The organism is Dactylosporangium maewongense, from assembly GCF_039531485.1.
GTDB lineage: Bacteria > Actinomycetota > Actinomycetes > Mycobacteriales > Micromonosporaceae > Dactylosporangium > Dactylosporangium maewongense.
This window is the reverse complement of sequence record NZ_BAAAQD010000028.1, coordinates 108985-121785: the sequence shown is the minus strand read 5'-3', so window position 1 is coordinate 121785 and position 12801 is coordinate 108985. Positions and strand designations below refer to the sequence as shown.

Annotated in this window: 13 protein-coding genes and 1 pseudogene; 6 read left to right on the top strand and 8 right to left on the bottom strand. The window is 71.6% G+C overall.

Annotated features, from left to right (window positions below; genetic code table 11):
• Positions 1-7 precede the first annotated feature (7 nt).
• Positions 8-220, bottom strand: a complete 213-nt coding sequence (locus tag ABD332_RS47665) for a hypothetical protein (RefSeq protein WP_344511561.1) — start codon at positions 218-220, stop codon at positions 8-10.
• A 293-nt stretch (positions 221-513) separates the two neighbouring features.
• Between ABD332_RS47665 and ABD332_RS47660 the strand changes: the two genes are divergently transcribed.
• Positions 514-960 (top strand): acyltransferase, encoded by a 447-nt coding sequence (locus ABD332_RS47660; RefSeq protein WP_425552406.1) that lies wholly within the window; start codon positions 514-516, stop codon positions 958-960.
• A 45-nt stretch (positions 961-1005) separates the two neighbouring features.
• On the top strand, positions 1006-1635 hold the full coding sequence (locus ABD332_RS47655; RefSeq protein ID WP_344511558.1) for a PilZ domain-containing protein: 630 nt from the start codon (positions 1006-1008) through the stop codon (positions 1633-1635).
• A gap of 19 nt (positions 1636-1654) precedes the next feature.
• On the opposite strand, the gene ABD332_RS47650 is transcribed toward ABD332_RS47655, so the two are convergent.
• Positions 1655-2338 (bottom strand): response regulator, encoded by a 684-nt coding sequence (locus tag ABD332_RS47650; RefSeq protein WP_344511556.1) that lies wholly within the window; start codon positions 2336-2338, stop codon positions 1655-1657.
• Positions 2339-2415: 77 nt separating this feature from the next.
• Positions 2416-3462, bottom strand: a pseudogene (locus tag ABD332_RS47645) (sensor histidine kinase); the annotation flags it as partial.
• 217 nt (positions 3463-3679) lie between these two features.
• Here ABD332_RS47645 and phoU point away from each other — a divergent pair.
• A complete protein-coding gene (gene phoU / locus ABD332_RS47640) occupies positions 3680-4336 on the top strand; it encodes a phosphate signaling complex protein PhoU (protein WP_344511554.1) in 657 nt (218 codons plus the stop codon).
• A 55-nt stretch (positions 4337-4391) separates the two neighbouring features.
• On the opposite strand, the gene ABD332_RS47635 is transcribed toward phoU, so the two are convergent.
• Positions 4392-5144 (bottom strand): phosphoglyceromutase, encoded by a 753-nt coding sequence (locus ABD332_RS47635; protein WP_344511552.1) that lies wholly within the window; start codon positions 5142-5144, stop codon positions 4392-4394.
• A 63-nt stretch (positions 5145-5207) separates the two neighbouring features.
• On the opposite strand from ABD332_RS47635, the gene ABD332_RS47630 reads away from it, so the two are divergent.
• From ABD332_RS47630 to ABD332_RS47620, 3 genes are read left to right on the top strand one after another with little or no spacing between them, the layout of a single operon-like run.
• Entirely contained in the window at positions 5208-6431 is a 1224-nt protein-coding gene (locus tag ABD332_RS47630; protein ID WP_344511550.1) for an MDR family MFS transporter, read from the top strand.
• A 32-nt stretch (positions 6432-6463) separates the two neighbouring features.
• Entirely contained in the window at positions 6464-7690 is a 1227-nt protein-coding gene (locus ABD332_RS47625) for an MFS transporter (RefSeq protein ID WP_425552404.1), read from the top strand.
• A 39-nt stretch (positions 7691-7729) separates the two neighbouring features.
• A complete protein-coding gene (locus ABD332_RS47620) occupies positions 7730-8038 on the top strand; it encodes an STAS domain-containing protein (RefSeq protein WP_344511548.1) in 309 nt (102 codons plus the stop codon).
• On the opposite strand, the gene ABD332_RS47615 is transcribed toward ABD332_RS47620, so the two are convergent.
• The 4 genes from ABD332_RS47615 to mshA form a co-directional block, all read right to left on the bottom strand.
• Positions 8035-8985 carry an alpha/beta hydrolase family protein gene (locus ABD332_RS47615; protein WP_344511546.1) on the bottom strand — a complete coding sequence of 317 codons (951 nt, stop codon included), beginning with the start codon at positions 8983-8985 and terminating at the stop codon, positions 8035-8037. The genes ABD332_RS47620 and ABD332_RS47615 overlap by 4 nt on opposite strands.
• 435 nt (positions 8986-9420) lie before the next feature.
• Positions 9421-10884, bottom strand: a complete 1464-nt coding sequence (locus ABD332_RS47610; protein ID WP_344511545.1) for a glycosyltransferase family 39 protein — start codon at positions 10882-10884, stop codon at positions 9421-9423.
• Between the two features lie 14 nt (positions 10885-10898).
• On the bottom strand, positions 10899-11414 hold the full coding sequence (locus ABD332_RS47605; protein ID WP_344511544.1) for a type III secretion system chaperone family protein: 516 nt from the start codon (positions 11412-11414) through the stop codon (positions 10899-10901).
• Positions 11411-12727 carry a D-inositol-3-phosphate glycosyltransferase gene (mshA, locus tag ABD332_RS47600; protein ID WP_344511542.1) on the bottom strand — a complete coding sequence of 439 codons (1317 nt, stop codon included), beginning with the start codon at positions 12725-12727 and terminating at the stop codon, positions 11411-11413. Before mshA ends, ABD332_RS47605 begins: the two co-directional genes overlap by 4 nt.
• Positions 12728-12801: the final 74 nt, after the last annotated feature.

Genomic DNA, 12801 nt, shown 5'->3' with positions numbered 1-12801 from the left:
CCGGGGCTCAGTCGTCGTCGGAGCTGGACTCCGAGCGGGTGCGGCGGGACCTCGCGAAGAGGGAGTAGCCCACGGCGGTCATGGACAGCCCGATGAGGATGCTGGGGACGGCCGCGGCCCAGCCCGTGCGGGCGATGGCGGTCCAGGTCGAGCTGATCGCGAGGATCACGCCGACCAGCATCATGAGCGTCCCGGCGGGGCCGGAGTTGAAGCTGCGCACCCCAGGAAACGCTACGGGTCGCGGGGTGTCCGGTGTGTGACAACGCCCGAACCCGGCGGTCGAACCGGCCCGCGGTGCAATAGGTTCATCCGGTGACCGAAGAGATCTTCCCCGGGGTTGAGCTGGGTGAGGGCACCGTGGTGGAGCCAGGTGCGCGGATCGGGGTGCCGCCGCGCGGCGCGGCACCCGGCGAACTGCCGACGATCATCGGGCCGGGGAGCCGGATCAGGTCCGGGACGGTGATCTACGCCGGGGCGCGGATCGGGGCCCGGTTCCAGTCCGGGCACGGCGCGATGATCCGGGAGAACAACGTCATCGGCGACGGCTGTTCGGTGGGCACCAACGCGGTGCTGGAGCCGGGCAACCGGATCGGCGACGGCAGCCGGGTCCACTCGCACTGCTTCCTGGAGAACGTGACGCTCGGCCGCCGGGTGTTCCTCGGCCCGGGCGTGGTCTTCACCGACGACCCGCACCCGCCGTGCCCGCGCTACGACGAGTGCGTCGGCGGGGCCACGGTCGAGGACGACGCCTCGATCGGCGGCAACGCGACGATCCTGCCCGGTGTCCGGATCGGGGCCCGGGCGCTGGTCGGCGCCGGGTCGGTGGTGACCCGGGACGTGGCCCCGGACACCGTGGTCGCGGGCAGCCCGGCGCGCGAGAAGCGCAAGACGTCGGAGCTGGTCTGCGCCCCCGGCCACTTCGCGAAGCCGTACGAGTGGCGCGAGGCACTGGACTCGTAGCACCCCGGCACTCAAGTCGGCGGCCGATCGGCCGAACGTGTAATCGTGACCCTGCCCGCGATCAACGCTCTGGTCGACGTGGTGCTGATGGACGGCGAGGCCTATCAGTCCCGCGTCGAGGACGTGACCGGCAAGCGGCTGACCGTCGCCGCGCCGTTCGGCGTCAACGGCGCCGACATGCCGAAGCTCGGCACCTCCGTCGAGCTGGCGTGGGTGGCGGGCGACCGGCGGCAGGCCGTCGACGTCCGGCTGGTCGAGCTGAGCAAGGAGCACCCGCCGCGCTGGAGCCTGGAGGCCGTCAGCTCGGTGCGGCTGCAGACCCGGCGCAACTACGTGCGCGGCGGGGGCGGCGAGAACGTCGAGGTCGGCAAGGACGGCACCGTGTTCCGCGGGCGGGTCATCGACCTGTCCGAGGGCGGCGTGCGGTGCCGCCTGCACGAGGACCGCTTCGAGCGCGACGACCGGGTCGACCTGCGGATCGCGCTCGACGACGAGACGATCGCGATCCGCGGCACGGTGCTCTTCGTCCGCCGCGACCCGGAGAACGACGCGTTCGACGTCATCATCACGTACGAGACGTCCGAGAACATGGGACGGGCGATCCGCGGCTACGTCCTGCGCCGCGAGATGGAGGAGCGCCGCCGGGCCCGCGAGTCCGTCGCGAACGCCGGGTGAGCCGGGGCCCGGCAGCTTCCTACGGCTCGAACTTGTAGCCGAGGCCGCGCACGGTGACGATGAAGCGCGGCGCCGACGGCTCCGGCTCGATCTTCGAGCGCAGCCGCTTGACGTGCACGTCGAGCGTCTTCGTGTCGCCGACGTAGTCGGCGCCCCAGACCCGGTCGATCAGCTGGCCGCGGGTGAGGACCCGGCCGGCGTTGCGCAGCAGCAGCTCGAGCAGCTCGAACTCCTTCAGCGGCAGCTGGACCGCGTCGCCGGCGACGGTGACGACGTGCCGGTCGACGTCCATGCGGACCGGGCCCGCGGACAGCGTCGGCGGGGCCAGCTCGCCGACCGTGTCGACCTGCCGGCGCAGCACGGCGCGGATGCGGGCGACCAGCTCGCGGGGCGAGTACGGCTTCGTGACGTAGTCGTCGGCGCCGATCTCCAGGCCGACGACCTTGTCGATCTCACTGTCCCGGGCCGTGATCATGATGATCGGCACGTTGGACTTGGTCCGCATCTGGCGGCAGACCTCGGTGCCCGACATCTCCGGCAGCATCAGGTCGAGCAGGACGATGTCCGCTCCGGTGCGGTCGAACTCCGTGAGGGCCTCGGTGCCGGTCGCCGCGATGGAGACCTCGAAACCTTCCCTGCGGAGCATGTACGACAACGGGTCCGAAATGGACTCTTCGTCCTCGACCACGAGTACGCGCGCCAACGTGCTGTCCTTTCGTAGTTGCCGGGGAGCCGCACTGCGCTGCGAACCGCGGGTCTGATGTTGCGATTGGGTCACAATCATGGGGTGCCTCCGATCTCAACGGACGGCGGTAGCGCCAGCGCGGCATCTGTCGGACGCGCGGGGAGCCGCAAGGTGAACGTCGAGCCAACTCCGACCGTGCTGACCACGTCAACCCGGCCGCCGTGGTTGGTCGCGATGTGCTTGACGATCGCCAGGCCGAGGCCGGTGCCACCGGTCGCGCGGGACCGGGCCCGGTCGGCCCGGAAGAAGCGCTCGAAGATCCGGTCGATGTCACGCGGCTCGATGCCGATGCCCTGGTCCTCGACCGCGATCTCGACGTAGCTGGCGTCGGCGTCCGTCAGGACCCGGGTCGACAGGCTGACCGTGGTGTTCTCCGGGGAGTAGGCGATCGCGTTCTCCACCAGGTTCACCACGGCGGTGACGAGCTGGTTCTCGTTGCCGTAGACGGTCAGCCCGCGGGTGCCGCTCGACGCGACCTCGATGTGCTTCGCGGAGCCGGGCGTCTTCGTCCGGTCCAGCACCTCGGCGACGATCTTGTCGACCTCGACGGGCTCCGGCTCCGGCAGGGGCTCGGCGCCCTGCAGGCGCGACAGCTCCAGCAGCTCGGAGACGAGCCGGCCGAGCCGGGCCGACTCGTGCTTGATCCGCTCCGCGAACCGGATCGCGGCCGCCGGGTCCTTGTCGGTGGCGTCCAGCAGCGCCTCGGCGAGCAGCTGCAGGGCGCCGACCGGGGTCTTGAGCTCGTGGCTGACGTTGGCGACGAAGTCGCGCCGGACCCGGGCGACCCGGTGCGCCTCGGTGACGTCGGTCGCCTCGATCGCGACCCGGCCGCCGTCCAGCGCCACCGCCCGCACGTTGACGCCGAGCGGGTCGCCGTGGGTGAGGCGGGGCAGGTCGAGCTCGACGACGCGGGTCACCCCGTTGCGCCGGACCTGGGTGGCGAGGCTGCGCACGATGGTGTGCGCCTCCTCCGCCGCGCCCTGGCGCTGCCGGACCAGGCCCATCTCGCGGGCAGCCGCGTTGACCAGCACAGGCTGGTCGGTGTCGTCGAGCACGACGACACCGACCAGGAGGGCGTCGAGGATCTCGGTCATGGCCGAGCCCATCGCCGCGCTGTCGGCCTTCGACTGCCGGAACTTCCAATCCACGACCTGATGGTAGGAGGTCGCTTACCCGACGGACGGTGGTCCAGGGCACGAAACGGGCTCACATCACCCAGTGTTCACTCTCGCGCGGGATGAAGTTCACCGGATGCGCCGGTGCGGGACCTACCGTGAGGGACACCACGATAGGAGAACCATGCGCGACGAATACCGTGCCGACCTGCTGCAGGTCAACCGTCTACTGGTTTCGATGGCGGACGCCGTCCGCAGCGCGATGATCCGTGCCACGAAGGCGCTGCTCACCGCCGACCAGACCGACGCCGAGGAGGTCGTGGCCCGCGACGCGGAGGTCAACGCCCTCTACCGGCTCGTCGAGGACAAGGTCTACGACCTCTGCGCCCGCCAGGCGCCGGTCGCCTCCGACCTGCGGGTCGTGCTGACCGCGCTGCACCTCGCGGCGGACCTCGAGCGCATGGGCGACCTCGCCGACCACGTCGCGAAGACGGCGCTGCGCCGGCTGCCCGAGGTGGCGGTGCCGGAGCCGCTGATCGCGACGTTCGAGGAGATGGGCACGGTCGCCGACCGGATCGCCGGCAAGATCTCCCGCGCGATCTCCAACCTCGACGTGGTCGCCGCCGGCCAGCTGGACCGCGACGACGACGAGATGGACCGGCTGCACACCAGCCTGTTCGAGACGATGTTCGGCCCGAAGTGGACCGAGAGCACGCAGGCCGCGGTCGACACCGCGCTGCTGGGCCGCTTCTACGAGCGCTACGCCGACCACGCCGTCAACGCCGGCCGTCACGTCGTGTTCCTCGTCACGGGCGAGTCGTTCGACTCCACGCAAGCCTGAGACCCACGAGAAGAGGGGGCCGCTTCCGCGGCCCCCTCTTTCTGTATGTGAGCGGTTACCGGCCCTGGTTGGCGACCGCGGCCGCGGCCTCCTTGGCCGCCTCCGGGTCCAGGTAGGTGCCGCCGGCCGTGACCGGCCGCAGCGCCGCGTCGAGGTCGTAGCGCAGCGGGATGCCGGTCGGGATGTTGAGCTTGGCGATGGCCTCGTCGGAGATGCCGTCGAGGTGCTTCACCAGGGCGCGCAGCGAGTTGCCGTGCGCCGCGACCAGCACGGTGCGGCCGGCGAGCAGCTGCGGCACGATCTGGTCGTACCAGTACGGCAGCATGCGCTGCACGACGTCCTTGAGGCACTCGGTGCTCGGACGGATGTCCGGCGTCAGGTTCGCGTAGCGCGGGTCGGAGGCCTGCGACCATTCGTCGTCGTCGGCGATCGGCGGCGGCGGCACGTCGTAGGAGCGGCGCCAGAGCATGAACTGCTCCTCGCCGAACTCCTCGAGCGTCTGCTTCTTGTTCTTGCCCTGCAGGGCACCGTAGTGCCGCTCGTTGAGCCGCCAGCTGCGCTGGACCGGGATCCAGTGCCGGTCGGCGGCGTGCAGGGCGATCTCGCTGGTGCGGATGGCACGGCGCAGCACTGACGTGTGCACCACATCCGGCAGCAGACCGGACTCACGGAGCAGCTCGCCGCCCCTGCGGGCCTCGGCCTCTCCTTGGGCGCTGAGGTCCACGTCGACCCAGCCGGTGAACAGGTTCTTCGCGTTCCACTCGCTCTCACCGTGCCGCAAGAGCACCAGTGTCCCGACTTCACTCATGCCGCAATCTTCCCGCACTGAATCACTTCGACAGCACCGGACCTCCAATGTAAGGATGCGGGCGTGCCGCGCAGCTTACAAAAACGGTTACCGTCCCAGTTCTGGGTCGTCTGGACCGCCACCCTGATCAACCGTGCCGGCGGGTTCGTCGGCATCTTCCTGACGATCTACCTGACGACGGAGCGCGGGTTCAGCGAGTCCACGGCCGGGTTCGTCCTCGGGCTCTACGGGCTCGGCGGCGCGATCGGCGTCACCGGCGCCGGCCACCTGACCGACAGGTGGGGGCGGCGGCCGACGGTCCTGCTGGCGATGGGCTCCGCGTCGGTGCTCATGGTGGTCCTGGGGCTGGCGCACAGCCGGCCCGCGATCATGGCCGGCGCGCTCGCGCTGGGGATCGCCGCCGAGGGCGCCCGCCCGCCGCTCGGCGCGATGATCGCCGACCTGGTGCCGGCGTCCGACCGCGGCCGGGCCTTCTCCGTGTACTTCTGGGCGATCAACCTCGGCTTCGCGACCGCGGCGATCCTCGCCGGGTTCGCCGCCGGCAGCGGCTACCTGACGCTGTTCCTCGCCGACGCCGCGACGACCGGCGCCGCGGCGGTCCTCATCGCGGTACGGATCCGCGAGACGAGGCCCGCGACGACGGCGAGGACCGAGCAGCGGTCCGGCCTGGGCACGCTCGGCCGCGACCGGGTGTTCCTCGGGTTCGTCGTGTGCAACCTGCTCATCGCGCTCCTGCTGCTCCAGCACATGGCGATGCTGCCGATCGCGATGATCGACGACGGGCTGAGCCCGCGCACGTTCGGCGTGGTGATCGCGCTCAACGGCGTCCTCATCGTGCTCGGCCAGCCGCTCGCCACCCGCCTGCTCGCCACCCGCCGCGAGGCGCTCGTCGCGCCGGTCGCGGCCGTGGTCATGGGGGTCGGCTTCGGCCTCACCGCGCTCGCGCACACCCCCGTCTGGTACGGCGCGACCGTGCTGCTCTGGACCGTCGGCGAGATGCTCAACGCCCCGTCCAACGCCGCGCTGCTGGCCGGGCTGTCACCGGTCGACATGCGGGGCCGCTACCAGGGCGCGTACGGGCTGTCGTGGCAGGCGGCGTCGTTCCTGGCGCCGACGCTCGGCGGCGCGGTCCGCGAGCTCGCCGGCAACACCGCGCTGTGGCTGGGCTGCCTCGGGCTGGGCCTGGCCGCCGGGGCGTGGAGCCTGCTCGCCGCGCCCGCCCGGGAGCGCCGGGTGGCCGAGGTCACCGCCGCCGCGGAGGCGCCGGTCGAGTTGGCTAAGATCTAACTGTAAAGATCATTAACAATTCTGGAGCAAACGTGCGCGTGTGGTACCGGTCCACGATCGGTGGTCTGCCGAGGATGTACTGGTACCTCTGGACCGGCATGCTCATCAACCGCGTCGGCGGGTTCGTCGCGCTGGTGCTCTCGCTGTACCTCACCGCCGACCGCGGCCTGAAGCCCGGCGCCGCGGGGCTGGTCGTCGGCCTCTACGGCATCGGCGGGATCGCCGGCGTCCTGCTCGGCGGCGTGCTCGCCGACCGGTGGGGGCGCCGGCCGACGCTCCTGCTGGCCCACTTCGGCGCGGCGGCGTTCGTCGGCGGGCTGGCCCTGACCCGGGACATCCCCGCGATCGCCGCCCTGGCCGCGCTGCTCGGGCTCATGCACTCCATGCCGGGCCCCGCGTTCGTCGCGGCGATCGTCGACGTGGTCCCCGCCGCCGACCGCAACCGCGGGTTCAACCTGCAGTTCTGGGCGATGAACCTGGGCATGGCCGCGGCGTCCGTCATCGCCGGCGCGCTCGCCGAGGTCAGCTTCCCGCTGCTGTTCACCATCGACGCCGCCGGCACGCTGGTCACCGCCGTGCTGCTGCTGTGGAAGGTCCACGAGACCAGGCCCGCGACGCGGACGATGGGCGGGCCGGCCAAGGGCGGGCTGCACACGGCGCTGACCGACCGGGCGTACCTGGCGTTCGTCGGGCTGAGCCTGCTGCTGGCCGTCGTCACCATGCAGAGCTCGACGATCCTGCCCCTCGCGATCAACGCCGACGGGCTGCGGCCGACCGTGTACGGCTCGGTCGTCGCCTACGCCGGCCTGCTCATCGTCGCCGGGCAGCTCTTCGTGCCGAAGCTCATCGACCGCTGGCGCAAGGGCACCACGCTCGCCGTCGCCAACGTGTTCCTCGGGCTCGGCTTCAGCTGCGTCGCGCTCGCCTCCGGTGTGCCCGGCTACCTGGTCGCGGCGACCATCTGGACGATCGGCTCGATGCTCGCCGCGCCACCGAACGCGGCCGTCATCGCGGAGCTGTCGCCGGAGGCACTGCGCGGGCGGTACCAGAGCGTCTTCTACCTGATCTTCCCGGCGGCGAGCTTCATCGCGCCCGCGGCCGGCGGCGTGAGCCTGGAGTTCCTCGGCGACTGGCACTGGGTGATCTGCGGCGGGCTCGGCGCGCTCGCCGCCGCCGGTCACCTGCTGATCCAGCCGGCCCGGGAGCGCCGGGTCGCTCAGGCCGAGAAGGAGCGTTTAGCGGTGCCGGTAGCGGGGTAGACGCCGCCCTTCGACGTGACAGGGGGCGAAGTGGACGGTTTGACGGCGAAGCTCGAGGCGCCGGACCCCGGCACGGTCGTCATCCGGCTCGACGGGGAGCTCGACCTCGCCACCCGCGACCACCTTTCCGAAGCGGTGCGGGCGGTGCTGCCCGTCTTCCGGCCGGGGGCGCTGGTGGTGGACCTGGCCGGCGTGACGGTGCTCGACTCCGCCGGGATCGGCGCGCTGGTCGGCTGCTGGAAGCTCGCCAAGGAGACCGGCTGCACGCTGAGCCTGCGCAACCCGCGCCCCCTCGCCTACGCGCAGCTGCGGCTGACCGGCCTGCTGCCCGTCTTCGCGCTCAGCTAGAGCGTCCCGTCATACCTGGCGGCGCCGCTGACGGTGGCGTCGGCGCGGAGCCGGCCCTTCGCGGCGCTGTCGCTGTAGAGGGTGTACCGCAGGAAGTCGAGCATCGTCCTGGACACGGCCTGGTTGGCCGGTGCCGAGCCGAACAGCCCGCCGCCGTGGTCGCCGCCCAGCAGCGTCAGGAACGCCTTGGGCCAGCCGCAGCCGTCGTACAGGCCGCGGCCGCTGCTGTAGGGGACGGTGCCGTCGGCGTCGCCGTGGATGAACAGCACCGGCGTGGCGGCGCCGCTGAACTTCCCGCCCATGCCGCCGCCGGAGACGATGATGCCGCCCTTGAGCCGGGCGTCGCGGCCCGAGCCGGACAGCATGCCGGCGGTCGTGTAGCCGCCCGCCGAGTGGCCGCCCGCGGCGACCCGGCCGGTCTCGATGTGACCGGCGAGCGCGGCGCCGGCCTTCGTGTCGAGCTTGAGCACCTCGGTGATCACGGCGGACGCGTCGGCGGGCTGGTTGCCCATGTCGTTCTGGTTGAACGGGTTCGCCGCGGAGTTGGTGAACGGGTAGGCCGGCGCCGCGACGACGAACCCGGCGGCGGCGATCTTCGCGGTGACGCCCTGGTAGCCCTCCGGCGAGCCGTGCAGGCCGTGGCTCCACAGGACCAGGGGGAACCTGCCCGCGGCGACACCCGCGTTGCTCTTCGGCGAGCCGCCGGCCGCCCCGATCGCCGGGTAGAAGACCAGGGTGCGCAGCGTGCGGCCGGCGCGGCTGAACGTGAACTGGCTGACCCCGACGGCGAACGTCTGGGTGGGCGCCTTCACGGCGGGCGGCGCGGCGCTCTTCGAGGCGGCGGCCGACGCGGACCCGGAGGGCGCGGCCCCGGCGGCGGCCAGGGCGGCGACGGCGTCCCCGCTCGCGGCATCCTCGCCCGCGTTCGCGTCCGCGGATACGGACATTTCCGGATTCGCCGATGCGTCGGTCTTCGCGCCGCAGCCGGCCAACGTGACGACGAGCAAGAGACCGGCGAGAGCACCGCGCATCCGCATGCGAGAGAAACTACGGCTCTGCGACTTTGTGCGTCTTTACGCCGGACTTAAGTTTGGGGCCGATGCCCAGTCCTGAAAACTCGTACCGGCGGCAGCGGGTGGCGTGCACCCCCAGTCCACGACCACCCGCTCTGCTGCGGTCTTTCGACCGCGCGGTGCCGCCGGTTGCAGTGGTCGCCCCGCCCGGACAGACCACTGCGAGTGGGCCCGTGAAGGCCCAGAAACACCCCCGTCGCTCCCCAACTTCAGGAATCGCCGGTATCCGTGATTGACGGTACGCGGCGAGGAATTGCAGCGACAAGTAACGGGACTGTCGGCTCCCTCACACACTTGAAATAATTGAAATCAATCGAAGTGCTGGAAGCCCGGCCACAGGTCGGCCCAGGTGCCCCTCAGCCCCCGGCACACGAAGACGCGAGCTGTTTGCTCTTCGTTCTCCACGCCGTAACCATTGTCCAGATTCGCCTTGAACTCGCATGATACGAACGCCGGCGAGCGGCTCGGGTCACCCTGTGTCACGAGCACGACGACGGTCGCGGACTCCGGCGGCGGGCCGAACCGGTGCAGCTCGTTCTGTCCACTGTAGACATCCGGCAGGCCGAGGGCCCTGCCGTAGCGGTCCAGGGCGCCGGCCTCGCCGTAGTTGCCGGTCAGGAGCACCGTGTGCGGCTTGTCCTGCGCCGGGAGGGCCTCGTACACGTCGGCGACCTGCCGCACGTACCGGCGCCAGCCGACCTGGTCGGAGATGCCCTGGTTGATCGCGGGGATCGGCGTCCCGCCCACGACGCCGACCGGCAGCACCGGCAGCGACATCAGGATCGCGAAGCCCACGTTGACCGCGGCACCGGCGACCAGGATCCAGCGGCGGGTCACACGCCGCGCGACGGGCACGGCGCCGATCGCGAACAGCGCCGACAGCAGCCCGACCGTGTAGTACGGCTGGCCGGCGATCACGAACAGGAGCACCAGCATCAGCGGGTACGCCACCCCGAGCGCCCGGATCGGGCGCAGCGCCGGGTTTCGCAGGAGCGTCACGATGCCGGCGACCCACACCGGCACGAAGAACGGGCCCAGCCACGCCAGCTGCAGCGGGATCAGGGTGATCCTGGCCTCGTCGCCCTTGTTCTCGGCCAGGGCCGCGGCCATGTCGAGCTGCGGGAAGCCGTTGGCGATCTGGTACAGCAGGTTGGGCAGCCCGACGACGAGCGCGATGCCGGCGCCGGCCCACAGCCACGGCGACAGCAGGACCTTGCGCGGCCCGGCGACCAGCAGCCCCGCCGCGAACGTGAGCAGCAGCAGGATGACCAGGTGTTTGTTGTACAGCGCGAGCCCGGTGACCAGCCCGGCGGCCAGCCAGTACCGTGGCAGCTCCCGCAACGACGCCCGCATGACGCACAGGACGACCCCGAGCCAGACCAGCAGGTCCGGCCCGGTGGTCAGGGTCAGGTGCGTGGACACCAGGGCGAACGTGGTCAGCGCGCCGGTCCCGGCGAGGGTCTGCGCGACCGCGCCGCCGCCGGCCTCGCGGGCGATGAGGGCGAGCAGGAAGACGGCGGCGGGCAGGAACAGCACGCCGGGTAGCCGGATCGCCCACGCCGAGTCGCCGAAGACCTCGGCGCACAGCCGGATCAGCAGCGGCGTGAACGGCGGCTGGTCGACGTAGCCCCAGCTCGGACGGTCGCCGAGCATGCGGAAGTACAGCTCGTCACGGTGGTAGTCATAGCGGTTGATCGTCAGCAGGAGCGCGACGGCGGCCGTGGCCGCCACCGCACCGACAGGTCTCCAAGCGAGCGGCGCCCGTTCGATCACCGGCTCAGAGTAAGCTAGCTCGTACGCTCCACGAAGGCCGTGAATGCCTTGAGATTGTCGAGGGGCTCGCCGCGCTTGACGCGCCACTCCCACTCGCGGCGGATCGCGGAGCCGAAGCCGATCTCCAGCATCGGGTCGAAGCTCTCGTCGGCGTAGGTCAGCACCGCGCCGAGCAGCCGGTCGAGCTCCTCCTCGGTCACCGCGTGCAGCGGCAGCCGGCCCATCAGGTACACGTCACCGACCGTGTCGACGCTGAACGCGACGCCGTACATGCGCGAATTGCGCTGCAGGAGCCACTGCCACAGCTCCTCGCGGTTCTCGTCCGGGTGGCGCATCACGAACGCCTCGACGCGCAGCGTGTGCTCGCCGACGATGAGGTTGCAGTTGGTCTTCTGCTTGTGGGTGCCGGGCAGGACCGCCACGTAGGCGTTGTCGCCGGTCTTCTCCCAGGCGATCTCGCGCTCGTCGCAGACCCGCTCGATCAGCTGCTTGACCGCTTCGCTCGGGTTGCCGCTCCGCTGCCCGCTCATGACATCGCCGCCAGCAGCTCGGTTTCGCGGTGTGTGGTGAGGGCGTCGCGGTACGCGGCGAGCAGGCCGCTCGCGGTGTGGCTCCACGAGAACTCGTGGGCGTGCCGGACGGCGCCTTCCGAGAGCTCCCGGCGCCTCGCCGGGTGGGCCAGCAGGTCGCCGAGGACGGCGGCCCAGTCCTCCGGGCGGTGCGTGTCGACCAGCACCCCGGAGACCCCGTCACGGACGGCGGTCACCAGCCCGCCGACGGCCGCCGCGACGACCGGTGTGCCGCACGCCTGCGCCTCGATCGCGACCAGACCGAACGACTCGTTGTAGCTCGGCACGGCGACCAGGTCGACGGCGCGGAACAGCTCGGCGAGGTCCTCGCGCGGCTGCGGGGCGAGGAACCGCACGCAGTCGGCGATGCCCAGCTCGGCGGCGAGGTCCATGAGCGCGGTCGGCCGGTCCAGGCCCGAGCCGCTGGGGCCGCCGCAGACGGCGACGACCAGCTTCGCGCCCAGCTCCGGGTCGCGGGCGCGCAGCTCGGCGGCGGCGCGCAGCAGCACGTCGGGCGCCTTCAGCGGCTGGATCCGCCCGACGAACGCGACCACCAGGGCGTCCTCGGGGAGGCCGAACTTCTGCCTGTTCCTGCCGTCGCCCGGGGTGAACGTCTCCAGGTCCACGCCGGGCGGCACCACGCTGACCCGGCGGGGGTCGGCGGCGTACAGCTCGATCAGGTCGGCGGCCTCGGCCGGGGTGTTGGCCACCAGGCCGTCGGCCGCGGCGACGACCTGCTCCTCGCCGATGACGCGGGCCATCGGCTCGGGCTTGTCGCCGTCGGCGAGCAGCTGGTTCTTCACCTTGGCGAGCGTGTGGGCGGTGTGCACCAGCGGGACGCCCCACCGGTCCTTCGCCAGCCAGCCGACCTGACCGGACAGCCAGTAGTGGGAGTGGACGAGGTCGTACCAACCGGGCGCCTGCGACGCCTCGGCGCGCAGGACCCCGTTGGTGAACGCGCACAGCTGCGCCGGCAGGTCCTCCTTGGCCAGGCCCTCGAACGGGCCGGCGATGACGTGCCGCACGAGCACGCCCGGCGCCATCTCCACCACCGGCGGCAGCTCGCTGCACGTCGCCCTGGTGAAGACCTCGACCTCGACGCCGGCCCGGGCCAGGCGCTCGGCGACCTCGACGATGTACACGTTCATGCCGCCGGCGTCGCCGGTGCCCGGCTGGTCGAGCGGGGACGTGTGCACGGACAGCGTCGCGACCCTCCGCGGGAGAGAGCGACGGGACTGCGGGGTGTGCCTGTGCAGCGAGTCGACCCGCGCCACGTCGGTGCTCCTTCATCTGTTGCCGGACGGTTACATCTTCCCAACCGTCCATGTTCCCTCGCGGGCGGCCGTCT

Excerpts from the sequence above, each read along its gene's own strand:
- ABD332_RS47660 (WP_425552406.1), top strand. The coding sequence starts at position 514 with ATGATCCGGGAGAACAACGTCATCGGCGACGGCTGTTCGGTGGGCACC.
- phoU (WP_344511554.1), top strand. The coding sequence starts at position 3,680 with ATGCGCGACGAATACCGTGCCGACCTGCTGCAGGTCAACCGTCTACTG.
- ABD332_RS47635 (WP_344511552.1), bottom strand. The coding sequence starts at position 5,144 with ATGAGTGAAGTCGGGACACTGGTGCTCTTGCGGCACGGTGAGAGCGAG.
- ABD332_RS47615 (WP_344511546.1), bottom strand. The coding sequence starts at position 8,985 with ATGTCCGTATCCGCGGACGCGAACGCGGGCGAGGATGCCGCGAGCGGG.
- ABD332_RS47605 (WP_344511544.1), bottom strand. The coding sequence starts at position 11,414 with ATGAGCGGGCAGCGGAGCGGCAACCCGAGCGAAGCGGTCAAGCAGCTG.